This window comes from Citrobacter sp. Cpo040 (assembly GCF_030332915.1).
Lineage (GTDB): Bacteria > Pseudomonadota > Gammaproteobacteria > Enterobacterales > Enterobacteriaceae > Citrobacter > Citrobacter portucalensis.
Genome location: NZ_JAOWGX010000034.1, coordinates 718,264 through 742,516, shown reverse-complemented (window position 1 = coordinate 742,516; position 24,253 = coordinate 718,264). Strand labels below are relative to the sequence as shown.

General features: G+C 50.0%; 27 protein-coding genes. 16 read left to right on the top strand and 11 right to left on the bottom strand.

Going from position 1 to position 24,253, the window contains the following annotated elements; all coding sequences use genetic code 11:
- The first annotated feature begins 5 nt into the window (after positions 1-5).
- Both OGX86_RS08340 and OGX86_RS08335 read left to right on the top strand, forming a co-directional pair.
- Positions 6-1,088, top strand: a complete 1,083-nt coding sequence (locus tag OGX86_RS08340) for an ABC transporter ATP-binding protein (RefSeq protein WP_048223967.1) — start codon at positions 6-8, stop codon at positions 1,086-1,088.
- A gap of 68 nt (positions 1,089-1,156) precedes the next feature.
- A complete protein-coding gene (locus OGX86_RS08335) occupies positions 1,157-2,062 on the top strand; it encodes an OmpG family monomeric porin (RefSeq protein WP_087878555.1) in 906 nt (301 codons plus the stop codon).
- Positions 2,063-2,094: 32 nt separating this feature from the next.
- Here OGX86_RS08335 and OGX86_RS08330 read toward each other — a convergent pair whose 3' ends face one another.
- Positions 2,095-3,105, bottom strand: a complete 1,011-nt coding sequence (locus OGX86_RS08330; protein WP_048216280.1) for a LacI family DNA-binding transcriptional regulator — start codon at positions 3,103-3,105, stop codon at positions 2,095-2,097.
- A 228-nt stretch (positions 3,106-3,333) separates the two neighbouring features.
- Between OGX86_RS08330 and pspE the strand changes: the two genes are divergently transcribed.
- The 4 genes from pspE (at position 3,334) to tyrR (ending at position 7,941) form a co-directional block, all read left to right on the top strand.
- Positions 3,334-3,651, top strand: a complete 318-nt coding sequence (gene pspE / locus OGX86_RS08325) for a thiosulfate sulfurtransferase PspE (protein WP_048216281.1) — start codon at positions 3,334-3,336, stop codon at positions 3,649-3,651.
- Between the two features lie 142 nt (positions 3,652-3,793).
- Positions 3,794-5,191, top strand: a complete 1,398-nt coding sequence (locus tag OGX86_RS08320) for a YcjX family GTP-binding protein (protein WP_286639796.1) — start codon at positions 3,794-3,796, stop codon at positions 5,189-5,191.
- A complete protein-coding gene (locus OGX86_RS08315) occupies positions 5,188-6,249 on the top strand; it encodes a YcjF family protein (RefSeq protein WP_032943592.1) in 1,062 nt (353 codons plus the stop codon). Before OGX86_RS08320 ends, OGX86_RS08315 begins: the two co-directional genes overlap by 4 nt.
- A 147-nt stretch (positions 6,250-6,396) precedes the next feature.
- On the top strand, positions 6,397-7,941 hold the full coding sequence (gene tyrR, locus OGX86_RS08310) for a transcriptional regulator TyrR (RefSeq protein ID WP_008784910.1): 1,545 nt from the start codon (positions 6,397-6,399) through the stop codon (positions 7,939-7,941).
- Positions 7,942-7,994: 53 nt separating this feature from the next.
- On the opposite strand, the gene tpx is transcribed toward tyrR, so the two are convergent.
- The gene (tpx, locus tag OGX86_RS08305) at positions 7,995-8,501 is read right to left on the bottom strand and encodes a thiol peroxidase (protein WP_003020437.1); all 507 of its coding nucleotides are present in this window, start codon (positions 8,499-8,501) and stop codon (positions 7,995-7,997) included.
- 115 nt (positions 8,502-8,616) lie between these two features.
- Between tpx and ycjG the strand changes: the two genes are divergently transcribed.
- Positions 8,617-9,582, top strand: coding sequence for an L-Ala-D/L-Glu epimerase (ycjG, locus tag OGX86_RS08300; RefSeq protein WP_048223963.1), 966 nt, complete (start codon positions 8,617-8,619; stop codon positions 9,580-9,582).
- Here the strand turns inward: ycjG and mpaA are convergent.
- Positions 9,557-10,285, bottom strand: coding sequence for a murein tripeptide amidase MpaA (mpaA, locus tag OGX86_RS08295; RefSeq protein ID WP_048216283.1), 729 nt, complete (start codon positions 10,283-10,285; stop codon positions 9,557-9,559). The two genes, ycjG and mpaA, sit on opposite strands and share 26 nt — an antisense overlap.
- A 184-nt stretch (positions 10,286-10,469) precedes the next feature.
- Here mpaA and mppA point away from each other — a divergent pair, with 184 nt between their 5' ends.
- The gene (gene mppA / locus OGX86_RS08290; RefSeq protein WP_286639794.1) at positions 10,470-12,083 is read left to right on the top strand and encodes a murein tripeptide ABC transporter substrate-binding protein MppA; all 1,614 of its coding nucleotides are present in this window, start codon (positions 10,470-10,472) and stop codon (positions 12,081-12,083) included.
- A 37-nt stretch (positions 12,084-12,120) separates the two neighbouring features.
- Here the strand turns inward: mppA and OGX86_RS08285 are convergent, their stop codons facing one another.
- The gene (locus tag OGX86_RS08285) at positions 12,121-12,684 is read right to left on the bottom strand and encodes a MarR family winged helix-turn-helix transcriptional regulator (protein ID WP_136391927.1); all 564 of its coding nucleotides are present in this window, start codon (positions 12,682-12,684) and stop codon (positions 12,121-12,123) included.
- 114 nt (positions 12,685-12,798) lie between these two features.
- Between OGX86_RS08285 and OGX86_RS08280 the strand changes: the two genes are divergently transcribed.
- Both OGX86_RS08280 and OGX86_RS08275 read left to right on the top strand, forming a co-directional pair.
- Positions 12,799-13,029, top strand: a complete 231-nt coding sequence (locus OGX86_RS08280; RefSeq protein ID WP_008784905.1) for a glutaredoxin family protein — start codon at positions 12,799-12,801, stop codon at positions 13,027-13,029.
- A gap of 66 nt (positions 13,030-13,095) precedes the next feature.
- Positions 13,096-13,380 carry a Rho-binding antiterminator gene (locus tag OGX86_RS08275; RefSeq protein ID WP_048223955.1) on the top strand — a complete coding sequence of 95 codons (285 nt, stop codon included), beginning with the start codon at positions 13,096-13,098 and terminating at the stop codon, positions 13,378-13,380.
- On the opposite strand, the gene OGX86_RS08270 is transcribed toward OGX86_RS08275, so the two are convergent.
- The gene (locus tag OGX86_RS08270; RefSeq protein ID WP_008784903.1) at positions 13,377-14,147 is read right to left on the bottom strand and encodes a DeoR/GlpR family DNA-binding transcription regulator; all 771 of its coding nucleotides are present in this window, start codon (positions 14,145-14,147) and stop codon (positions 13,377-13,379) included. The genes OGX86_RS08275 and OGX86_RS08270 overlap by 4 nt on opposite strands.
- Positions 14,148-14,267: 120 nt before the next feature.
- Here OGX86_RS08270 and OGX86_RS08265 point away from each other — a divergent pair, with 120 nt between their 5' ends.
- From OGX86_RS08265 to OGX86_RS08250, 4 genes are all read left to right on the top strand, one after another.
- Positions 14,268-14,651, top strand: a complete 384-nt coding sequence (locus OGX86_RS08265; protein WP_096149694.1) for a VOC family protein — start codon at positions 14,268-14,270, stop codon at positions 14,649-14,651.
- Between the two features lie 172 nt (positions 14,652-14,823).
- Positions 14,824-15,453 carry a carboxymuconolactone decarboxylase family protein gene (locus OGX86_RS08260; protein ID WP_087878516.1) on the top strand — a complete coding sequence of 210 codons (630 nt, stop codon included), beginning with the start codon at positions 14,824-14,826 and terminating at the stop codon, positions 15,451-15,453.
- Positions 15,454-15,485: 32 nt separating this feature from the next.
- On the top strand, positions 15,486-15,893 hold the full coding sequence (locus OGX86_RS08255; RefSeq protein ID WP_020996378.1) for a cupin domain-containing protein: 408 nt from the start codon (positions 15,486-15,488) through the stop codon (positions 15,891-15,893).
- A gap of 43 nt (positions 15,894-15,936) precedes the next feature.
- Complete coding sequence (locus OGX86_RS08250; protein WP_048223942.1) at positions 15,937-16,989, top strand: NAD(P)-dependent alcohol dehydrogenase; 1,053 nt, start codon at positions 15,937-15,939, stop codon at positions 16,987-16,989.
- A 38-nt stretch (positions 16,990-17,027) separates the two neighbouring features.
- On the opposite strand, the gene OGX86_RS08245 is transcribed toward OGX86_RS08250, so the two are convergent.
- Positions 17,028-18,059 (bottom strand): mechanosensitive ion channel family protein, encoded by a 1,032-nt coding sequence (locus OGX86_RS08245; RefSeq protein ID WP_096149693.1) that lies wholly within the window; start codon positions 18,057-18,059, stop codon positions 17,028-17,030.
- Between the two features lie 244 nt (positions 18,060-18,303).
- On the opposite strand from OGX86_RS08245, the gene OGX86_RS08240 reads away from it, so the two are divergent.
- Positions 18,304-18,564 (top strand): DUF2534 family protein, encoded by a 261-nt coding sequence (locus OGX86_RS08240; RefSeq protein ID WP_003020403.1) that lies wholly within the window; start codon positions 18,304-18,306, stop codon positions 18,562-18,564.
- A 48-nt stretch (positions 18,565-18,612) separates the two neighbouring features.
- On the opposite strand, the gene uspE is transcribed toward OGX86_RS08240, so the two are convergent.
- The 4 genes from uspE to ogt all read right to left on the bottom strand — a co-directional run bounded on the left by uspE (position 18,613) and on the right by ogt (position 22,194).
- Positions 18,613-19,563, bottom strand: coding sequence for a universal stress protein UspE (gene uspE, locus OGX86_RS08235; protein ID WP_008784897.1), 951 nt, complete (start codon positions 19,561-19,563; stop codon positions 18,613-18,615).
- 206 nt (positions 19,564-19,769) lie between these two features.
- Entirely contained in the window at positions 19,770-20,585 is an 816-nt protein-coding gene (locus tag OGX86_RS08230) for an APH(3')-I family aminoglycoside O-phosphotransferase (protein WP_087878563.1), read from the bottom strand.
- A gap of 146 nt (positions 20,586-20,731) precedes the next feature.
- Positions 20,732-21,484 (bottom strand): fumarate/nitrate reduction transcriptional regulator Fnr, encoded by a 753-nt coding sequence (gene fnr, locus OGX86_RS08225; RefSeq protein WP_003020397.1) that lies wholly within the window; start codon positions 21,482-21,484, stop codon positions 20,732-20,734.
- A 194-nt stretch (positions 21,485-21,678) separates the two neighbouring features.
- Positions 21,679-22,194: a methylated-DNA--[protein]-cysteine S-methyltransferase gene (gene ogt / locus OGX86_RS08220; protein ID WP_048216289.1), complete on the bottom strand. Its 516-nt coding sequence runs from the start codon at positions 22,192-22,194 to the stop codon at positions 21,679-21,681.
- 225 nt (positions 22,195-22,419) lie between these two features.
- On the opposite strand from ogt, the gene smrA reads away from it, so the two are divergent.
- On the top strand, positions 22,420-22,983 hold the full coding sequence (gene smrA / locus OGX86_RS08215; RefSeq protein ID WP_032943576.1) for a DNA endonuclease SmrA: 564 nt from the start codon (positions 22,420-22,422) through the stop codon (positions 22,981-22,983).
- Positions 22,984-22,995: 12 nt separating this feature from the next.
- Here smrA and OGX86_RS08210 read toward each other — a convergent pair whose 3' ends face one another.
- Positions 22,996-24,228 carry a GGDEF domain-containing protein gene (locus OGX86_RS08210; protein ID WP_008784893.1) on the bottom strand — a complete coding sequence of 411 codons (1,233 nt, stop codon included), beginning with the start codon at positions 24,226-24,228 and terminating at the stop codon, positions 22,996-22,998.
- Positions 24,229-24,253 lie beyond the last annotated feature (25 nt).

Here is a 24,253-nt window from a genome sequence, read left to right as displayed (position 1 = left end):
TCAACATGGCACAGCTTTCGTTGCAGCATATTCAAAAAATTTACGACAACCAGGTACACGTCGTTAAAGACTTCAATCTGGAAATCGAAGACAAAGAGTTTATTGTTTTTGTTGGGCCTTCCGGTTGCGGGAAGTCAACGACGTTGCGCATGATCGCCGGCCTGGAAGAGATCAGCGGCGGCGATCTGCTGATTGACGGTAAACGGATGAACGATGTGCCGGCGAAATCGCGCAACATTGCGATGGTTTTTCAGAACTACGCGTTGTACCCGCACATGACAGTCTATGACAACATGGCGTTTGGCCTGAAAATGCAGAAAATTCCCCCTGCCGTGATTGAGGAGCGTGTCAACTGGGCGGCGCAAATCCTTGGCCTGCGCGATTATCTGCAACGTAAACCGGGGGCGTTATCCGGTGGTCAGCGTCAACGTGTGGCACTGGGGCGTGCGATTGTTCGTGAGGCAGGGGTCTTCCTGATGGATGAACCCTTATCGAACCTCGATGCCAAACTTCGCGTACAGATGCGGGCAGAAATCAGCAAGCTGCATCAGAAACTCAATACCACCATGATATATGTTACCCATGATCAAACCGAAGCCATGACCATGGCGACGCGTATTGTGATTATGAAGGATGGCATTGTTCAGCAGGTTGGTGCGCCGAAAACAGTTTATAACCACCCAGCAAATATGTTTGTCGCAGGATTTATTGGCTCACCGGCCATGAACTTTATTCGTGGCGCGATTGACGGTGATAAGTTTGTTACTGAAACACTGAAATTAACGATTCCAGAAAATAAATTAGCACAATTAAAACTACAGGGTTATGAACATCAGGCGGTCACGCTGGGAATTCGTCCTGAAGATATACATCCGCAGGTTAATAATAAAAATAGTGTGTCGGCAAAAATTAGCGTTGCAGAATTAACTGGCGCTGAATTTATGCTTTATACCATTGTTGGGGGGCATGAGTTAGTGGTCCGTGCTGGGGCAGTGAATGATTATCACGCAGGAGAAAATATCACTATTCATTTTGATATGGCGAAATGCCATTTCTTTGATGCTGAAACTGAAGTAGCTATTCAATAAAACTCCGGGGGGATAATAGTCCCCCACGCCTTGGGGCATTTTTGCGAGTATTTTAACAAGGAATAATAATGAAAACCCTACTGTCCGCTACTGCGCTGATTATGAGCGCAGGAATGGCCTGCGCGCAGGCTGCTGAAAAGAATGACTGGCACTTTAATATAGGTGCTATGTACGAAATAGAAAACGTTGAAGGTCAGGGCGAAGATATGGATGGACTGGCTGAGCCGTCCGTCTATTTTAATGCGTCCAATGGGCCGTGGAAAATATCGCTGGCCTATTACCAGGAAGGGCCGGTTGATTACAGCGAGGGTAAGCGCGGTACGTGGTTTGACCGACCTGAACTGGAAGTCCGCTATCAATTCCTCGAAAGCGAGAATGTTAATTTCGGCTTGACAGGTGGCTTCCGTAATTACGGTTATCACTATGTGAATGAACCCGGAAAAGACACAGCTAATATGCAGCGCTGGAAAGTGCAGCCAGATTGGGATGTTAAACTTAGCGATGACCTTCGCTTTAGCGGCTGGTTTGCGATGTATCAATTCGTTAATGATTTGAGCACCACCGGCTACTCTGATAGCCGCGTCGAAAGTGAGAGCGGGTTGAATTATACGTTTAACGAAACAGTAGGGTTAACTGTGAACTATTACCTTGAACGCGGCTTTAATCTGGCAGATTCGCGTAATAATGGTGAGTTCTCAACCCAGGAAATTCGTGCTTATTTGCCTCTGTCCTTCGGCAATACAACCCTGACGCCGTATACCCGCCTGGGGCTTGATCGCTGGTCAAACTGGGACTGGCAGGATGATCCTGAACGCGAAGGCCATGATTTCAATCGTCTCGGTTTACTGTATGCGTATGATTTCCAGAACGGTTTATCAATGTCTCTGGAGTATGCTTATGAATGGGAAGATCATGACGAAGGCGAAAGCGACAGGTTCCATTATGCTGGTATAGGCGTGAACTACGCATTCTAAAAAAGAACAGGGGCATTATTATGCCCCTGTTTTTACACCAGTGAGTCGGCCAAAGATATTTGCGTGCTTACAGTTATATTCTGTAATCCTTTCTCACCTGCAATCAGATTAAATAATAAATTACAACTTTGTTCACCCAACTGCTGAGTAGGTACATCAATTCCACCAGGAACTGGTGTGAGCATAAAAGAAAGTAGCTCATTACTATAGCCTACAACGGCAAGTTGTTGTGGGATGTCAATGTTTTTCTCGGCCGCCACGCGATATAAGCTCATTAACTTTAAGCTGTCTGTCGCAAATACGGCATCGGGTAGCGGCTGCTGGCTCAGTAATTTTCGAGAAGCAAGCAGGGCGGTTTCATGAGTATACCCGCCGTCAATAACCCACTCATCGCGCATTTTAATGTTATGTGCCTGAAGGCTGGCTTTATAACCGTTAACGCGGTCGATAGAAACATGGACGTCAAGCGGTGCATGCAAACAGGCTATATTACGGTGGCCACTCTCAATCAGCGCATTTGTCAGCGTAATACTGTCGCGATAATTATCGGTGTCTACAGAATAGACATTGGCGTAGTCACCTTCAACTTTCCCAATAACCACAACCGGTACGTTGTATTTATCCAGACTAGCAAAAAATGATTCATCGGCAGGAGAGCTCAGCATAATGATCCCTTTGATCAACTTCTGCTTAATTTTGCTCTCACATTTTTGTAAATCATCTTCGGTGCTTCGCGACGTCTGCAATATGACATCAAAACCGACTTCTTCAGCCTTGGCAGTAATTGCATGCAACACTTCAGAGAAAAACGGATTACCGGCAGTTGTTTTTGCAGAACGGGTAGATATCACCATTATTGCATCAAACCCGGAAGAGGTCAGCGCGCGAGCAAGTTTATTAGGTTGATACTGTAACTCATCAATTGCGCGCAGCACCTTTTCAAGCGCTTCCGGCGAGATGTTGGTTTGCTTATTAAGCACGCGCGATACCGTGGATTTTGATACGCCAGCGGCTCGTGCAATATCATAAATGGTAGGAGACATAGATCCCAAGCTCCGTCCGAGAGTCAATGGCGGACATATTATGGAGTTAATTGACGAATGACAACAATCTCGGAATGCGGTTAGAAAAATCAAAAGGCTAACTGCAACATGGGTAACCTGAGGAACAATCGTCCGCGCCTGCAGGCGGTGATAATGCGGTCGCAATATTTTCTTAAGAACAGGCGTATAGTGTGGTGGTTAAATCCAACAATCAGTCGGGAAGATATTATGTTGAAAAAAGGCGTATTAGCGTTGGCACTGGTCATCGGCATGCCGGTTTATGCAGTTGAACACTGGATTGATGTTCGCATTCCTGAACAGTACCAACAGCAGCATATTCAGGGGGCCGTCAACATTCCGTTGAAAGAGATGAAGACGCGTATCGCAGCTGAAGTGCCTGATAAGAACGACACCGTGAAGCTGTACTGCAACTCCGGGCGTCAATCGGGGCAGGCGAAGGATATGTTAACTGAAATGGGCTATACGCAGGTGACGAATGAAGGTGGCATCAATCAGATAGCGCTTCCTAAAGTAGAGAATAAATAAACCGCCCGCATTCATTCTGCTACAGGCGGTAAGAATAATGCCGCCTGAAACAGCACAGGTAGTTGATAAGTAAGAATTGGCCCCTATCTTTACTTCCTGTTTGTTATAATTTCTTCGGTTCCTTCAGCAAAACGGGATGGCGATGAAGCGACTTAAAAATGAACTCAATTCGCTGGTTAATCGCGGGGTAGACCGGCATTTACGCCTGGCTGTTACTGGACTTAGCCGCAGCGGTAAGACGGCGTTTATCACCGCGATGGTAAACCAGTTACTCAATATTCATGCCGGTGCGCGCTTGCCGTTGCTCAGTTGCGTGCGCGAAGAGCGTCTGCTTGGCGTGAAACGGGTTCCTCAACGCGATTTTGGCATTCCGCGCTTTACCTATGATGAGGGACTGGCACAGCTGTACGGTTCTCCGCCGACCTGGCCGACCCCTACGCGTGGCGTGAGTGAAATACGTCTGGCGCTGCGCTATAAATCCAATGACTCTTTACTGCGCCACTTTAAAGACACCTCCACGCTGTACCTGGAGATCGTCGATTATCCGGGGGAGTGGCTGCTCGATTTACCGATGCTGGCCCAAGATTATCTGAGCTGGTCGCGGCAAATGACCGGATTATTGCAGGGGCAGCGGGGCGAATGGTCGGCAAAATGGCGGCAGTTATGCCAGGGGCTGGATCCGTTGGCGCCTGCTGATGAAAACCGTCTGGCGGAAATTGCTGCCGCCTGGACGGAGTATCTGCATCAGTGTAAACAGCAGGGCCTACATTTTATTCAACCGGGCCGTTTTGTCCTGCCCGGAGATATGGCGGGCGCGCCTGCGCTGCAATTCTTCCCGTGGCCGGATGTCGATGCCTGGGGTGAATCAAAGCTGGCGCAGGCTGACAAACACACCAACGCTGGCATGTTGCGCGAAAGATTCAATTATTACTGCGAAAAGGTCGTCAAAGGGTTTTATAAGAATCACTTCCTGCGCTTTGACCGCCAGATTGTGCTGGTCGATTGCCTGCAGCCGCTCAACAGCGGGCCACAGGCGTTCAACGACATGCGCCTGGCGCTTACCCAGTTGATGCAAAGCTTCCATTACGGGCAGCGCACGCTGTTTCGTCGGCTATTTTCTCCAGTGATCGACAAGCTGCTGTTTGCCGCCACCAAAGCTGACCACGTCACAGTCGATCAGCACGCCAATATGGTGTCGCTTTTACAGCAGTTGATCCAGGATGCCTGGCAAAACGCGGCGTTCGAAGGTATCAGCATGGATTGTCTGGGGCTGGCATCGGTGCAGGCAACCACCAGCGGCTTGATCGATGTGAAAGGTGAAAAGATCCCGGCGCTGCGTGGTAATCGTCTGAGCGATGGCGAACCGCTGACCGTTTATCCTGGTGAAGTGCCCGCGCGACTGCCAGGACAGTCGTTCTGGGACCGCCAGGGATTTCAGTTTGAAGCATTTCGCCCGCAGGTTATGGATGTCGATAAACCCTTACCACATATCCGCCTCGATGCCGCGCTGGAGTTTTTAATAGGAGATAAATTGCGATGAGCGAGCCGTTAAAACCGCGTATCGACTTCTCAGGTCCGCTGGACGTGGAACAAAACACGGCGTTTAAAGCGCAGCAAATGTTCAACGAAACGGAGGCGCAGACTTTTTCTCCGGCGAAAGTGGATGAACCCCTGGAAGACGAAGGTCAGGCGGAGGCCGTCATTGATGCGGCCTTACGCCCCAAACGCAGTCTGTGGCGCAAGATGGTGATGGGCGGGCTGGCGCTGTTTGGCGTGAGCGTTGTTGCTCAGGGTGTGCAGTGGACCATGAACGCCTGGCAGACTCAGGACTGGGTCGCGCTGGGAGGATGTGCCGCAGGCGCATTGATTATCGGCGCAGGTGTCGGATCGGTGGCGACCGAGTGGCGCAGATTGTGGCGATTGCGTCAGCGCGCGCACGAACGTGATGAAGCGCGAGACTTGCTCCACAGCCATGGAACCGGAAAAGGTCGTGCATTTTGTGAAAAACTGGCGCAGCAGGCGGGTATCGATCAGTCGCATCCGGCTCTACAGCGTTGGTATGCCTCAATTCATGAAACGCAGAACGATCGCGAAGTGGTCAGCCTGTATGCCCATCTGGTGCAGCCGGTGCTGGATGCGCAAGCCCGGCGTGAGATCAGTCGTTCAGCGGCAGAGTCCACGCTGATGATTGCCGTCAGCCCGCTGGCACTGGTGGATATGGCGTTTATCGCCTGGCGCAATCTGCGCCTGATTAATCGCATTGCATCGCTGTATGGCATTGAACTTGGTTATTACAGCCGTCTGCGCCTGTTCCGCCTGGTGTTGTTGAATATCGCTTTTGCCGGGGCCAGTGAGCTGGTGCGGGAAGTAGGGATGGACTGGATGTCGCAGGATTTAGCCGCCCGCTTATCAACGCGTGCCGCACAGGGCATTGGCGCGGGGTTATTAACGGCGCGTCTGGGCATTAAAGCTATGGAGCTTTGCCGACCGCTGCCGTGGATCGATGATGATAAGCCACGACTGGGCGATTTTCGCCGTCAACTGATTGGTCAGGTGAAAGAGACCTTACAAAAGAACAAATCTCCGCGCGAAAGTTAGCTATAAAACAGGCGCCGATCGTATAACTTTACGCCCCGGCGCCTAATTTTCCAGCGCGCTGTCAATATTTGTTGACAGAGTTCTTCCTGCAAACCAAATACTGTCTTATCATTTAACACATAATCCCTTGTCCAGGTGAAGGTTCCTATGCGTTTGGAAGTCTTTTGTGAAGACCGTCTTGGTCTGACCCGCGAATTGCTCGATTTACTGGTGCTCAGAAGCATTGATTTACGCGGTATCGAGATTGACCCCATCGGGCGAATTTACCTTAATTTTGCGGAGCTGGAGTTCACCAACTTCAGCAGTCTGATGGCTGAAATCCGCCGTATTTCAGGGGTTACGGATGTGCGTACCGTACCCTGGATGCCTTCCGAACGTGAACATCTGGCGCTGAGTGCTCTGCTTGAAGCGTTGCCAGAACCGGTCCTTTCTCTTGATATGAAAAGCAAAGTTGAGATGGCGAACCCTGCGAGCTGTCAACTTTTTGCGCACACCCAGGAGCGGATGCGCAACCATACCGCAGCCCAGTTAATCAATGGGTTTAACTTCCAGCGTTGGCTGGAAAGCAATCCGCAGGATTCCCATAGCGAACATGTCGTGATTAACGGGCAGAATTTCCTGATGGAAATTACGCCTGTCCATTTGCAGGGCGAAAATCAGGAGCAGATGCTGACCGGCGCGGTGGTGATGTTGCGCTCCACCATCCGAATGGGACGTCAGCTGCAAAATATGACAACGCAGGATCTCAGCGCGTTTAGCCAGATTATTGCCGTCAGCGCCAAAATGAAACACGTCGTAGAACAAGCGCGCAAGCTGGCGACGCTGAGCGCACCGCTGCTGATTACTGGTAATACCGGCACCGGCAAAGATCTTTTTGCCCATGCCTGTCATCTGGCAAGCCCGCGTGCGTCGAAACCGTATCTGGCGCTGAACTGTGCGTCAATCCCTGAAGATGCGGTTGAAAGCGAGCTGTTTGGCCATGCGCCGGAAGGCAAAAAAGGGTTCTTTGAGCAGGCGAATGGCGGTTCGGTTCTGTTAGATGAAATTGGCGAAATGTCGCCGCGTATGCAGACCAAATTGCTGCGTTTTCTCAATGACGGCACGTTCCGTCGCGTGGGAGAAGATCACGAAGTTCATGTTGATGTCCGTGTGATTTGCGCGACGCAAAAGAACCTTGTGGAGCTGGTGCAGAAAGGACTTTTCCGTGAGGACCTCTATTATCGTCTGAATGTACTGACGCTAAACCTGCCGCCGCTGCGCGATTGCCCACAAGATATTATGCCGCTTACCGAACTGTTTGTGGCGCGTTTTGCCGATGAACAGGGCGTGCCGCGTCCGAAGCTGTCCGCCGATCTCAGCACGGTGTTGACCCGTTACGGTTGGCCGGGCAACGTGCGTCAGCTTAAAAACGCTATCTACCGGGCGCTGACCCAGCTTGAAGGCTATGAGCTGCGGCCACAGGATATTTTGCTGCCGGATTACGACGCGGCAACGGTTGCGGTCGGAGAAGAGGTAATGGAAGGGTCGCTGGATGAAATTACCAGCCGCTTTGAACGCTCCGTGCTGACGCAGCTGTATATGAATTATCCCAGCACGCGCAAGCTGGCCAAGCGCCTCGGCGTTTCGCATACCGCGATTGCCAATAAATTGCGCGAGTACGGCCTGAGCCAACAGAAAAAAAGCGAAGAGTAATGTCGTAAATGAAAATGCCTCCATGCGGAGGCATTTTTGTATGCAAACGCAGCTTACGCTTTCAGTACGTCCAGCGCCGCTGTGTAGTCTGGTTCGTTGGTGATTTCATTGACCAGTTGGCTGAAGACGACGTTGTCATTTTCATCGATAACAACTACGGCACGTGCGGCCAGACCTTTCAGCGGGCCTTCAGCGATTTCAACACCGTAGTTTTTCAGGAATTCTGCGTTGCGCAGGGTGGACAGCGTGATAACGTTGCTCAGACCTTCCGCGCCGCAAAAACGAGAGTGGGCGAATGGCAGGTCGGCCGAAATACACAGTACGACGGTATTGTCGATTTCTGTCGCCAGTTGGTTAAACTTACGTACCGATGCCGCGCAAACGCCGGTATCGATGCTTGGGAAAATATTCAGCACTTTGCGCTTGCCTGCAAACTGGCCCAGCGTAACGTCAGACAGGTCTTTAGCCACAAGGGTAAAAGCCTGAGCTTTGCTTCCAGCCTGAGGAATGGAGCCGGCAACTGCAACCGGGTTGCCCTGGAAATGAACGGTTTGTGACATGGTTATCTTCCTGTTTACATATAGTTAACGTCGAGGCTAGTTTATGCCATCAACAGTTAACACGGCAAACGCTATTTGCGGATATCCGCTTCAGGGACTGCATTAAGGAAAACAAATGAGAACAGTTAAGGTATATGAGGAAGCCTGGCCGCTGCACACTCCCTTTGTCATCGCCCGTGGGAGCAGGACCGAAGCGCATGTGGTTGTCGTCGAATTGACAGAAAATGGCGTCACAGGTATTGGCGAGTGCACACCGTACCCACGCTACGGTGAAAGCGATGCCTCTGTCCTGGCGCAAATTATGAGCATTGCACCACAACTGGAAAACGGACTGACGCGTGAAGAACTGCAAAAACTGCTGCCAGCAGGAGCTGCGCGAAATGCCGTAGATTGTGCGTTGTGGGATCTGAGTGCGCGTCAACAGCAGAAGTCGTTGGCGGAATTGGTGGGAAGTGAACTGGCGGAAGTGGTGACGACGGCGCAAACCGTAGTGATTGGCTCGCCGGAACAAATGGCTGCGAGCGCGGCTGCGCTGTGGGGAAATGGCGCAAAACTGCTGAAAGTTAAACTGGATGCTCGCTTAATTAGTGAGCGGATGGTTGCCATTCGTGCGGCTGTTCCTGACGCCACGATTATTGTCGACGCCAACGAATCCTGGCGGGCAGAAGGCCTTGCGGCACGCTGTCAGCTTCTGGCTGATTTAGGGGTGGCGATGCTGGAGCAGCCGCTGCCGGCCCAGGATGATGCCGCGCTGGAGAATTTTGTGCATCCGCTGCCCATCTGCGCAGATGAAAGTTGCCACACTCGCAGTAGCCTGAAAGCGCTGCACGGACGCTATGAAATGGTCAATATCAAACTGGACAAAACAGGCGGTCTGACGGAAGCACTGGCGCTGGCAACGGAAGCCCGCGAGCAGGGATTTGCGCTGATGCTGGGCTGCATGCTGTGTACCTCCCGGGCTATTGGTGCGGCGTTACCGCTTACGCCGCAGGTTAACTTTGCCGATCTTGATGGCCCTACGTGGCTGGCCAGCGATGCGGAGCCAGCCCTACATTTTACGACCGGGCAGCTCCATCCCTAGGGTGCCAGCGCAGCAGATTGGACATGGCCAGCAGGTATTTTTCGCTCGCTTCATCCGATGAAATGGGCGGAAATTCGGCGGTTATGCAGTGTAAATTCAGGTCTGCGCACCAGCTCCCAAAAGAGCCGGGCGTTTCATAACCTACGCTGGTGACCAGAGGCAATTCAAACGACTGTGCCAGCCACGAACCCAGCTCGCTGCTTCTGGGATCTTCAATACAGGCCAGTGGATCGTGAAAAGAGACTACCCAGGCGGGATGAATTCGGTGAATAAGCTGACACAACGCCTGGGTTTCTGGTTCCGAACCCGGACTTTCGCCGGTCAACAACACCACATCACGCTCTTCTGCGCTACTGTTCCAGCGGTACACCGTTTCGCCCGCTTTCCAGTTTGCGGCGGGAAAGTTACGGTTCAGATCGACGCCGTTCGCATTTGCGCGCAGTCCAAGCTGGCAACCGTCAGGGTTTACGGCCAGCACCACATGGTGGCGACGCAGGGAAGGGTTAAGCGTACGCAATGCGCAGGAAAGGGTAACGATAGAGGAGTTTTCGTCGCCGTGCGTTCCCGCCAGTATCAGGCCGCTTTCACGATCGGCTGCCAGTGCAGGAAACCAGATTAGCGGTGCGCCTAACAAGGAACGTCCGTAATGTTCGGTTCCAGGTGGGAATGCGCCGCGCTCGGCACGGGGACGGGTAACGGTCATAGTCATCTCTGAATGCTTGGATTGTTACTCGCAGTGTTGTGCAAAATGTATGGATAATCAAATCGTTTTCACACACTTATCTTTTCAGGTGTAATATCACTTTCTTGTCGGAAGTTAATTGCATTTCCTGCTGGCGATACAAATAATTACACATTCACTTAGTAGCCGGAATTGAGGGTATCTTATGCAGTATTCTGTTTCAGTAACCTGTTGTGCGTTGTTGGTTAGCAGCATTTCTTTATCCTGGGCTGCTGATGTTCCCAGCGGAACGGTACTGGCAGAGAAACAAGAACTGGTGCGTCATATAAAAGACGAACCGGCGTCGCTTGATCCGGCAAAAGCCGTCGGGCTGCCTGAAATACAGGTTATTCGTGATCTATTTGAAGGGCTGGTCAACCAGAATGAGAAGGGTGAGATCGTGCCTGGCGTCGCTACCCAGTGGAAGAGTAACGATAACCGCATCTGGACGTTTACGCTGCGTGACAATGCGCAATGGGCGGATGGTACGCCGGTAACGGCGCAGGATTTTGTCTATAGCTGGCAGCGTCTGGTTGATCCAAAAACGCTGTCGCCGTTTGCCTGGTTTGCTGCGCTGGCGGGTATTAATAATGCTCAGGCTATTATCGATGGCAAAGCCACGCCTGATATACTTGGCGTTAGTGCTGTTGATGCACGGACATTGAAAGTTCAACTGGATAAACCGCTGCCCTGGTTTGCCAATCTGACGGCGAGTTTTGCATTCTATCCGGTACAAAAAGCCAACGTTGAGAGCGGCAAAGAGTGGACCAAACCAGGCAATCTGATTGGTAACGGCGCCTATGTGCTCAAAGATCGCGTCGTAAACGAAAAACTGGAAGTGGTGCCGAACACGCATTATTGGGACAACGCCAAAACAGTGCTGCAAAAAGTCACCTTCCTGCCGATCAACCAGGAATCAGCTGCGACCAAGCGCTATCTTGCTGGTGATATTGATATTACCGAGTCCTTCCCGAAAAATATGTACCAGAAACTGTTGAAGGATATCCCGGGTCAGGTTTACACCCCGCCGCAGCTTGGTACTTATTATTATGCCTTCAATACCCAGAAGGGACCGACTGCCGACTCACGCGTGCGCCTGGCGCTCAGCATGACTATCGATCGTCGTCTGATGGCGGAGAAAGTTTTGGGTACCGGTGAGAAACCAGCATGGCATTTTACGCCGGATGTAACGGCAGGATTTGTGCCGGAACCTTCACCGTTTGAGCAAATGAGTCAGGAAGAGCTGAACGCGCAGGCGAAAACGCTGCTGCGCGCGGCGGGCTATGGCCCGCAGAAACCGCTTAAACTGACGCTGCTGTACAACACCTCAGAAAATCATCAGAAGATTGCTATCGCTGTGGCTTCTATGTGGAAGAAGAACCTCGGTGTTGACGTAAAACTGCAGAACCAGGAATGGAAAACGTATATCGACAGCCGTAATACCGGTAATTTTGATGTGATCCGCGCCTCATGGGTGGGTGACTACAATGAGCCTTCTACGTTCTTGTCGCTATTAACATCGACCCATACGGGCAATATCTCCCGCTTTAATGATCCGGCGTACGACAAAGTGTTGACCCAGGCAACTCTGGAGAATACAGAGAAAGCGCGCAATGCCGATTATAACGCCGCGGAGAAAATTCTGATGGAACAGGCACCTATTGCACCGATTTATCAGTATACCAACGGGCGTTTAATTAAACCGTGGCTGAAAGGGTATCCGATTACTAACCCTGAAGATGTGGCCTATAGCCGCACAATGTATATCGTTAAGCACTAACAGAGATAATGGCTGGTGTGATTTTGCACCAGCCATTTTAAGTTTCCGGGGGCTGGTGCTCCCGGCAAATCAGCAACGCATCCTCTTCACTCAATCTCTCTTTTGTCAGATTACAATATCCCTGACCACCCGTTTTTTGGTGGAAGCGACAGCTATGGCAAAGACCAAAGCCAGGCACATTGTTGGTCCTCTGGATCCCGCGTAACAGTTCTAACAGCAGCTCTCTGAGCACGATCGCCCGTTCACCCATTACCGATTCACCCTCCACTAAAAACGTGGGGGGCAGCAGGGCTTCCAGTAAGGTATTGGCCGACTCACTTAAGTGTAGATGGACGCTACGTTTATCACGGTCATCCGGCTTGCGAACAATCAACCCTTTGTTTTCCAAAAGCTTCAGCGATTGCGACACGGTACCTTTGGTGAGACCAAGGTAGTCTGTCACGCCAAGCGGCGTATTGGAATAACGGTTGCAACGGGCCAGATACATTAACGCGCTAAGTTGCACTGGCTGGAGATCCGCCAGTAAAGGATGCTGGCGAAACCACATCCTTGTCAGGCTGGAAAGCCGGTCAAGTACGTCGAAAAGTGACATGTCGGGCATAACAAATCCTCCTCGGCATATAGTATCGATTAAAAACTATATTGACAAAGGATAAAAGCAGCGTAGCATAAATTATAGTATCGAATCGATACTATAATTTAAAGGAGATGTATCATGACTAAAGCTCGTTTCTATCATGCAGGTTGCCCGGTTTGTGTTTCCGCAGAACAGACACTTCTGCAGCATTTGTCTGCGGATGTTGAAATCGATGTGGTTCATCTGGGAGAGCAACCTGATCGGGTTGCTGAGGCTGAAGTGGCTGGCGTGAAATCTGTTCCGGCGCTGGTGATTGACGGCAATGTGCTGCATATTAATTTCGGCGCTCCCATTGAAGCGTTGAAATAGCTGGAAAGTTCGGGAAGTTGCGTTGGCGATTTCCCGAATATACAAGACGTTGGGGAAGGTAATGTGATGAAAACGGCCGAAGAGTATCACCCGATAGATTGCGATCTTCATGATTATCTGGAAATCGCCTGCATGTACCACTATTGGTTGCACATTGAACTAACGGATGGCACATGTTTTGATGCTAAAGCGCTGACGACGTGTACCACCGTGGAAAAAGAAGAATTTCTGGTAGTGGAGCAATCTGAAAACCAGCAAAAAATCCGTCTGGATTGTCTGTCAGCGATCACCGCGCTGACGCCCGGAGCGACGTTTAGCACAGTTAGTTTTCAGCGAGCCTACCGCGGTTAGACTGTATAAATTCGAATGTCGTGCGCCTGGAACGCTGTGGCGTACTCTTTGCTGATGTTGTCCTCTACAACAATCACATCGATATTGCTGCTTTCGGTAACGACATATCGGGCGACGGCTGGGATTTTTTCAGCCGTTAGCGCGACGATAGTTTCATTACATTGTTTAATCACCGCTTTTTTGAACTCACAATCCGCATAATCAAATCCCGTTAAGCCGGATTCAGGCGACATCGCGCAGCCGCCAATAAATCCCTGATCGAATAAAATGTCCTGCACTTGCGCGATGGCGGAAGCTCCCACGCACCCACCTGAAGATCTCTGCACCACGCCACCCAGCATAATGACTTCAAACAGCGGTTTTTTTAGCAAAACGGCGGCAATCTCCGGTGAATTTGTCACCACGGTTAATGCCAGTTCGGCGGGCAGAGCTTCTGCCATTGCCAGATTGGTGCTACCCGTGTCGATAAAAATACAGCTTCCAGATTTGACCAGTCGGGCACATCTCTGCGCGATGTTGCTCTTTTTGGCTACATTAATACTCTTGCGTACGTCGATGTCTTCGGATTCAGGGAGTGTAATGACCGCGCCACCATAAACTTTTTTACACACGCCATCTTTGCTCAATTCATGCAAATCACGACGAATTGTATGTTCAGAAACGCCTAATCGGTTAGCGAGTTCAGAACAAATGACCCTGCCGTTTTCTTGCAGGATCTGAAAGATAAGCGCCTGGCGCTGTTCCGGGAATGCGGCGTAATCGAGCATAGATACTCCAGGTGAAATAAACATCGAGCAATAGAGTGCATGATCGTGCATTATGATTAACGATGTCAACATCCCTTACAGGGGCCGTACTATTCTGGATACAACGGGAAGAGGTTCGCTATGAAGATTGCGCATATGGCCTTATGGACACAGGATCTCGAGCAGCAAGCTTGCTTCTGGGTCTCGTTTTTTGACGGCAAGATCAACGAGAAATACCGCAGTAAAACCAATCCTGGTTTTGAATCTTATTTTGTCAAAATTGGCGAGGAAATTGCGATTGAGTTAATGACCAAACCGGGTCTTATCGGGCAGCAATCTGACAATAATCGTTGCGGATGGGTACACCTCGCCATTTCTGTTGGCGGCAATGAAAATGTTGATGCCATTGCATTGCAAGCGCAGGAACAGGGGATATTAGTCTCAGGTCCGCGCACTACTGGCGATGGTTATTACGAAGCGGTGATAAAAGATCCTGACGGCAATTTAATCGAGATTGTGGCGTAAGTCTTCAATCAGTTACCTGCAAATAATGAGTACCTGCTGCTCATTATTGATGAGCACAGCTCATAAGTTTGTCCTTCTTTTCCTCTCTAATCACCGACACGTCGAGTCTCTATAATTTTACTGTTTTCAGCCCCCGGTGGTGCAATGTTGCCACCGTTTTGGAGAGTCGAATATGCAATACCAACTGGATGCCAGACAACAGGCAATCATCCCCATTGCGGCATTCACTGCCACAGGACAGATGGAAAAGCTGGACGTCGCGCTCAATGCCGGACTGGATGCGGGACTCACGCTCAGTGAAGTAAAAGAGATCCTGCTACAGCTCTACGCATACTGCGGTTTCCCTCGCAGCCTGAACGGTCTGTCCTGCTTTATGTCGGTGGTAAAAAGTCGAAGCGAGAAAGGGCTTTCAGACGACGAAGGTAGAACGGCCACGCCGCCACCTGCAGACTGGAACAGTGTTCAGGCTGGGAGCCTAACTCAGACGCAACTGGTTGGACAGCCTGTAAGCGGTCCGCTGTTTGACTTTGCACCCGCTATTGATGTCTGGCTCAAAGCACATCTGTTTGGCGATATTTTTCAGCGAGATGTACTTGACTGGCAGGACCGTGAATGGGCGACCGTTTCGGCGCTGGCCGTTGTGGGCGGCGTTAACAGCCAGTTGAAAAGCCATTTTGCGATATGCCTTAACATCGGGATCCTCCCTGAGCAACTTAGTGAGTTTATTACGATACTTGAATATCACTGTGGAGCCGGGATTGGGGAAAATGCCCGTAGGGTTCTTGATGAATGTCTGGCATGAACACCGCGGACATTATCCATACTGGAGTCACTATGAACGAACAATTTGATGGTAACAGCGTCTTTCCACGTGGAGAGAAAAATGAAGCGTATGCGAAGTATTTCACTGGCGACAGCTATCTGACCATGCTCTCCATGGAAGGCGTGGTAATTGGCAATGTCGCATTTGAACCGGGTTGTCGTAACTTCTGGCATGTTCATCATGAGGGTGGACAAATATTGCTGGTGACCGGTGGCAGAGGCTGGTATCAGGAGTGGAATAAACCGGCACGTGAGCTGAAAACCGGCGATGTCGTGCACATTCCGGCTGGAATGAAACACTGGCACGGTGCTGCGCGTGATAGTTGGTTTGCTCATATCGCTGTGGAAATCCCGGCTCCTGGCGCGTCGAACGAATGGCTGGAACCGGTTAGCGACGCTGAGTACAACCTGCTGCCCTGAACTATGCTGGTTCTGGTAACTCCTAATCCCTGAGGAGATCTCAATGGTCATGAATGTGAAGGGTTATGCTGCTCTGGCGGTGAAAGAAGATTTAGTCCCCCATAATTTTGTTCGTCGCGATCCGCGTGAAGATGATGTGGTTATCGATATTTTATACAGCGGTGTATGCCACTCGGATATTCACAACGCCTACAACGATTGGGGCGGCGCTAAATATCCGATGGTACCAGGGCATGAGATCATTGGCCGCGTGGTGCATGTTGGTAAGTCGGTAACAAAATTCAAAGTGGGCGATCTCGCAGGGGTCGGCTGCATGGTTGATTCGTGTCAACACTGTAGCGCCTGCGAGCAGGGGCTAGAGCAGTATTGCGAAGAAGGTAACACGCTAACGTATAACGATATCGACCGTCATGACGGCCTGCCTACTTTCGGCGGCTATTCTGACAAAATTGTCGTTACCGAAAAGTTTGTGGTGAAGGTCCCTGAAGGGATCGATTTACGCGGTGCGGCGCCGCTGCTTTGCGCCGGGATCACAACATGGTCGCCACTGCGCCACTGGCAGGTAGGTGAGGGCAGTAAAGTCGCGGTTGTCGGTCTGGGTGGACTCGGGCATATGGCAATCAAATTTGCAAATGCGCTGGGCGCGGAAGTTACGCTGTTTACGCGTTCACCGGGCAAAGAAGCTGATGCCAGACGTTTGGGTGCCAGTCACGTTGTGCTTTCCACTGACAGTGAACAGATGAAAGCGACAGCGAATCAGTTTGATCTGATTATCGATACTGTGCCCTACGTTCATGACCTGAACCCTTATATCCCAACCCTGGCGCTAAGCGGTACGCTGGTGCTGGTTGGTTATCTTGGTGCGTTGGATCCGTTGCTGAATACGGTTCCCCTGATCCTTGGGCGTAGATCCGTGGCGGGTTCAGTTATCGGCGGTATTGCCGAAACGCAGGAGATGATGGATTTTTGCGGTCAGCATGGTATTACCGCCGATGTCGAAGTGATCGATATTCAGGATATTAATCGTGCCTGGCAGCGGATGTTGAAAAGCGATGTGAAATACCGCTTTGTAATTGATATTGCTTCATTGAAATAAGTACAAAAAAGACGCGGATTTCCGCGTCTTTTCTTTTGTTAGTGTGTCGATGGCGATGCTTCAGGATTATCCATATACAGCGTCTGGCTGGGGAATGCAAAGTCGGCACCGTTTGCCTGGACTATCGTGATAATCTTTAAATAAACGTCTTGCTGTACCGCGAGCCAATCCTTCCAGACGGTGGTTTTCGTGAAGCAATACACCATGATATTCAACGATGAATCGGCAAATTCATTAAAATAGACCAACAGAGTTTGTTTCTGGTCTATTCCTGGATGGTTTTGCAGCATTTCTCTGACCGACTCGACAACGGCACCGACTTTATCGGCATCCTCATATCGTAACCCGATCACCGTTTTAATTCGCCGGTTGGTCATGCGCCCTGGGTTTTCTACGCTGATGGAGGAGAAAATCGAGTTTGGCACATACAACGGACGATGGTCGAAGGTGTTTATTTTAGTCATTCGCCAGCCAATTTCTGCTACCGTGCCTTCAATATTGCGGTCCGGGGAGCGGATCCAATCGCCTATGCTAAACGGTCTGTCGAAATAGAGCATAATGCCTGAGAAAAAGTTGCTCAGAATATCTTTCCCCGCCATACCCACTGCGATACCGCCAATACCGCCAAAGGTTAACAGGCCGGATAAGCTCATACCGAAGTGTTCGCCATACAGTAAAATGATGGCAACCACGATGGTGATCTTGATGATACGCGACAGGATCCTCGCGCTGGTGATATCTCTGCCTTTATTAATCTGCGTCTTTTCAAACTGATTAATCACCAGAAAAAGTTTGATGGTCAGGATCAACGCAATCAACGAGGTGCAGATAAAGTCGACCACGCTGGGGGAGATAAATTTCAGGCTGTAACTTTCGATAACGTTATTAGCAATGCTGCCAAACGTCCCAATGATAATGGCATAGACAAAAAATTGTGCGGCATGAAATATGAATCCTTTGCAGCGACGCTCCCCACGATGATACCAGACGCTCATCAGGACCAGCGCGGCACAGCAGCTAAGAATTACCGTCAAATTAAACGCATTATTCATAAACAGTTCAGCGATCATGATTCTTCCTGGCAACTCCGTGTTAGCTAAATATCATCTGACATCCTAATCCCCAGATATTTTACTCAGTTAAGGCGGTCAGATCATTAATCAAAAGGAGAGATAAATAATGCAATCAGCGCTATTCTCAGCGAAATAACGCTGACGTCAACCCTGTATGCGGTTTATGTAGCAGACAGTAAGTTAATGTCATGGTATTGTTAGCGCAGAGTAACAAGGTTTTCATCTGCAAAAGGACAGTACTATGATCATGGCTAAGCTGAAAACAGCGAAGGGACGGAAGTTTCTGTTGTGCCTGCTTGGAGTGTTTATTATCGCAGCGTCGGTCGTGACGCGAGCGACGATCGGTGGCGTTATTGAACAGTATGACATTCCGCTATCCGACTGGACCGCTTCAATGTATGCCATTCAATCTGCAATGATTTGTGTCTACAGCATGGTGTTTACGATTCTGTTGGCTATCCCGCTTGGTATCTATTTCCTCGGTGGTGAGGAGCAACACTAGGCGTTTAAAATGCCGGATGATATCGCCATCCGGCATTTTATTGTGTGGTTAATCGTCTTCTTCGTCGTCCAGTTCAACTGGCGTCTGATATTCATCCGGCTTGATGACCAGCAGGTCACAGCGTAGATGATCGATAACCTGTTCCGCGGTATTACCAAGAAACGCAGCAGAAATACCGGTACGTCCGACGGTCCCCAATACCACAATACCCGCCTGCAAGTGCTCGGCTAAATCAGGAATGACCTCTTCAGGTAAGCCTTTTTCAACGTGCGTCACTTTCTCATCAATACTGAATTTCTGGCGTAGCGCCTTCATGGCCAGCAGATGCTGTCCACGGATTGCGTCGTTATAAACGCTGGGATCAAATTCAGGCAGTTCAATCGCGATGTTGATTGGAGTGACAGGGTAGGCGCCTACCAGATGCACTTCGGTATGGTTAACCTGTTCTGCAAGCTGTAGCGTCTCCTTGACCAGTTTTTCATTGAGCGCGTTGTGATAAGCCTCTTCACTGGCGAGGTTTACGGCAACCAGTGCTTTACCCCCTTCAGGCCATGGCTGGTCTTTCACCATCCATACCGGACTTGGACATTTACGCAATAAATGCCAGTCGGTTGGCGTAAATATTACGGCTTCGAGGCGGTCGTGTTGGTGCGCCATCTTGAGGACCAGGTCATGCCTGGCGCTGATGACTTCCTGGATGATGGCTTCAAAGGGTCGGTTATGCCAGACCACTTTAATATCCAGAGGGATCCCTGCTTCGATATAGTATTTCGCTTGTTCACGTATCCATGCAGTTCGCTGGCTGATAACCCCCTGACGCATTGCCGTACGCTCATCAGGCGACAGCAGGGTAGTCATTTCATAGGAAAAGTCATAGATCGGCAAAAAGGCTTTAATTTTGCCACCAATCCGTTGATGCAAATAAACAGCTCGCCGTAATGCTGGTTGATCGTCCTGGTTAGGGTCGATGACGACCAGCATATTTTTATACATAGCCATACAGGGTCTCCTTACAACTGTCATCGCAGTTTGTAACTAAAAGAGTAACCCAATAATGTGGTTTGAAACAGGGGAGAACCTCTAGCCAGATCAATAAATTGGGGAAATCTCCAGCTTTTATCTACATCCCGCTCAATTTAAACAATTTTTCTCAGCCTGTAGTGCACCGACTCTTCCGCTCGCTTTGGCAGTAATGCGCTGTAAATTTAAAAAAACTCATCAAGCATCAAGTGAAACTGCAATTTTTTCTCGTCGGGTTGAGGAATGCCATATTGTTGAAAAAGCCTGTTTTGCAGTGAATGTGAAAATTCACCGAGGCAGTTCCAGAGAATAGCGAGATCCTGGTATTGATCGGCGATGCCAACTCGTCCCACATCAAGACACCCCACTATTTCATCATTACAAAAAATAATGTTATCCAGTGAAAAGTCACCGTGAGTAACAACAGGAACAGATGAGAAGGGCAAAAGAGTGTGCATCTTTTCCCAGACCTGTTCAACAGAACAGCCATTGCGTTCATCATCAAAATCCTCGGCATCAACAAGATTATTTTTCATCCGGTTTTGTGCCAGTGTGAGACGAAATTGGTGATTGCTGTTAAAGGGGCAACTATTTACTGGAATGGCATGTAACCGACGCAAAAATGTCGCCAAAGCGTCAACAATATCATTACTCATATCAGGGTGCTCTTCTAACATCTGGAAGGCAGTTTTCCCTGGTATTGCCGTGGTGAGTAGCAATGCTACGTCAGGCGTTCGGGAAAAATGCTTAACGTTTGGCAGCGGGATGTAATCTTTCAACCAGATGAGCCTGACCATTTCATCCGTAATATCATTGGCAACGCTACCGTTACCTTGCTTCAGATATAATTCAGGGGCATCCACTTTGTCGTAAAGTCGGTAGATGGCAGCACCAGATTGACCGACATGGTCACGTGCCCATTTATAGCCATCAAGTTCATGGTCCAGGCTTGAGTTTAATTGCAAACGCGCGCAGGTGCTTTCCCTGTGAATATGATTCATAACATTCCTTTGTCTGAGTATGGATAAACGGCGGGTGCACACATTACAAGTTGATTATTAAAACAGGGAATAACCTCCTGCCAGATCAATAAATCGGGAAAATTTAGCGATTTGACAGAAGGATAACAGAGAGGCTTGCGGAAAGATTACGCAACGTTACGCGTGTGGCCGGCAAGAACTGCCAGCGCGTCGCTGTTCTCAATAGTGATATATTTGCCTTTCACCGCCAGCATGCCGCTTTTCTGGAAACGACCCAGCAGGCGGCTGATGGTTTCAACCGTCAGACCGAGGTAGTTACCGATGTCACCACGGGTCATGGTCAGGCGGAATTCACGAGGCGAGAACCCACGCTGGGCGAAGCGACGAGACAGATTGTAGATAAAGGCCGCCAGGCGCTCTTCAGCGTTTTTCTTCGACAGCAACAGGATCATATCCTGGTCGCCTTTGATTTCGCCACTCATCAGACGCATCATCTGCTGACGCAGGTTCGGCATCTTACCGGACAGGTCATCCAGGGTTTCGAAAGGAATTTCGCATACCATTGAGGTTTCCAGCGCCTGAGCAAAGCTCGGGTGATGGCCGCTACCAATGGCATCAAAACCTACCAGGTCACCCGCCAGATGGAAACCGGTAATTTGCTCATCGCCTTGTTCGGTAATGGTATAGCTTTTTATCGTTCCGGAGCGGATAGCGTAGAGTGATTTAAGCTCATCACCTGCTTTAAAGAGCGTCTGCCCTTTTTGGATAGGCTTTTTGCGCTCGATGATGTTATCGAGCTGGTCAAGCTCATGCTCGTTAAGTGTGAACGGGATGCAAAGCTGGCTGATGCTGCAATCCTGGCAATGGATAGCACAACCGCCAGACTGAATGCGCCGTATAATTCGCTTTTCCGGGATCATAGGTCTGCTCAAGCCGTAATTGATATTTGTCAATTTTAACATCTTTTTGGTGAGCACGTAAGCCTGAGCTACTCCCAATAGAGAATAATTCAGGCATAACTGGAGCGAATGTTTGTATCTGCTTGATTAACCACACTTAATCTGGGGCCGCATTATGCGGAAGTGTGATGAATAAGGCATTAATTGCCTGGAATCTAGAGTAGCAAATAACCTTCGTGGCGCAATAACCACTCTTTTCGTTGTACACCGCCGGCATATCCGGTCATGGTGCCGTTACGTCCAATGACGCGATGACAGGGGACCACAATGCTTACTGGATTGGAGCCATTAGCAGCGCCGACGGCTCTTGCAGCGCCGGGGCGCCCCAACTGTTCGGCCAACTGACCATAATGCATGACCTGCCCGCAGGGGATAGTGCGTAATGCTTGCCAGACTTCACGCTGGAAAGGCGTCCCAGCGGTTGCCGTTTCCAGCGTGTCAATTATGCTGAGGTTTCCGGCAAAATACTCAGAGAGTTTGTCGCTTAATCCACCAGGATTTTTGGCGGTAATGCGCTGATAACCTTCTGTACGGTAATGAATATCAAGCAATTGTGCCATGCGATCGCTGTGCTGATCCCATTCCACTGCGCGCAGGCGAAATTGCTCATCACAAATAACCCACAGCGGGCCCAGCGGCGTGTCGATGGTGTCTTCCAGTAAGTTAAGCATCCGTTTCTCTCATTACAGCATTCAGGCGAGGCTACACATTATCACGCCAGTGACCGTCGCAGCTATACCCCTAAAAACGGATATCAATTTGTCGTGAGTAGGTCGGTTCAGCGCGGAGGATCCGGTTAATTATTGGAAATAACCGTAAACCGTTACCGGTATAGTTGTCGGTATAATAGTGCGCGGTTATGATAATGCCCGTCGCAATACGCTGGAGGATGAAACATGAACCTTGATGATGCATCGCTGTTTCTTGACGCTATGGGGGATGTTCAACCGCTGAAAAACCATGCCGATGTGCACTGGCAACCCATGCGCAATCTTCGCACTCCGGCGCGTATTGATACGCTACAACTGGATAATTTTCTCTCGACGGGATTTCTCGATATTGTCCCGTTGAATGTGCCGCTCGAGTTTCGTCGCGAAGGTTTACAGAACGGCGTGACTGACAAGCTGCGAAACGGAAAATACCCGCAGCAGGCGAGCCTTAATCTTATTCGCCAACCTGTTGAAACATGTCGCCAGATGCTCTTTAGCTTTATTCTGCAGGCGCAGCAGGAAGGGTTGCGTAACGTGTTGGTGATACACGGCAAGGGACGTGACGATAACTCCCATGCCAATATTGTTCGCAGCTACGTGGCGCGCTGGTTGACGGAATTTGACGACGTGCAAGCATACTGCGCCGCACTGCCGCATCACGGCGGCAGCGGGGCATGTTATGTGGCATTGCGTAAAACCGCACAGGCAAAACAGGACAACTGGGAGCGTCACGCTAAACGCAGTCGCTGAACGACGTAAACATCAGGCGGCCAGCACTCTGTTCCTGCCTTCGTTCTTGGCTTTGTACAACGCGTCGTCAACGCGTTTGAATAACTCATCGATGCTTTCATTTGTTTCGTGCCGAGCTACGCCAATGCTGACGGTAAAGCGGGGAAGGCCAGGGAGAGTCACTTTGGCCACTGTCGCCCGTATCACTTCTGCGAGATTGAGGGCAATATCTAACGAGGTTCGCGGCAGCAGCAGCACAAATTCTTCACCTCCCCAGCGAAAAATCAGATCGTCCTTTCTTGCACAGGATTCAAGTGTGCGGGCCAGAGCGCAAAGTACCTCATCACCTTTTAAATGACCAAAAAGATCGTTAATGCTTTTAAAGCGATCGGTGTCGATCAACAGCAGGCTGTAATCCTGTGTCAATGACATCGCGTGGGTCTGTTCCGGCTCGGTTACCTGATAAAAATGACGGCGGTTAAGCAATCCCGTTAAGGCGTCACGCAGGGCCGCACGCTCAAGCTCCTGTTCCAGCCGTTTTTGCTCGGTAATATCATGAATAATGCACAACATGAGCTTATTACCGTAGATTTCGATTGGCCCGGCGTAGGTTTGTACGTGCCGGGATGTGCCGTCTGCCAGTTTATGCACAAAATGCAAAGGCTTATGGCCACCGGGAAGATGGGCGATTTCATGCATCACCGGGAGTATATGACGGCCCAGCGTATTGATTTCCCATGTATGTTTCTGGCACATCGTATCATGGCTATAGCCATAAAAATTTAGCGCACTGAGATTTGCATCAACGATCAGCCCATCACGGGACGGATCGATAAGCAACATTGGGGCCGAGTTGGTCTGGAAAAAACGCGCGTAAAATCCCTGTTTTTTTCGCTGATAATTCGCTGAACGACTCGCTTTCAGACCTTGCGAAGTCGGTGTTTCAATGCCTTCGAAAAGAATGACGTCACCTGATTCCGGCAGAGAGCGGATGGACAGGCGGCTGGCCATCGCGACGTCTTCACCTTCGCGGCAAACCGTAAGGATTTCTACAATGTCGTGATGATTTCTCAAATCGCTGAGATACATGGTTAAATCATTCTGGGCATGAGTTGAAAATATGCCCTTGCGGAGTAGAGAAAAGCAGGGGGCCTGCATCAGTTCCCGTGCAACGGTATTAGCGAACACCAGTTCTTCGGTATGCGGCGAAACAATCCACACCGGCAGGGTTAATAAATCCAGTGAATGCAGCTCGGTTGTGCTCATCGATAATCCCGTTATCTTTATCTGC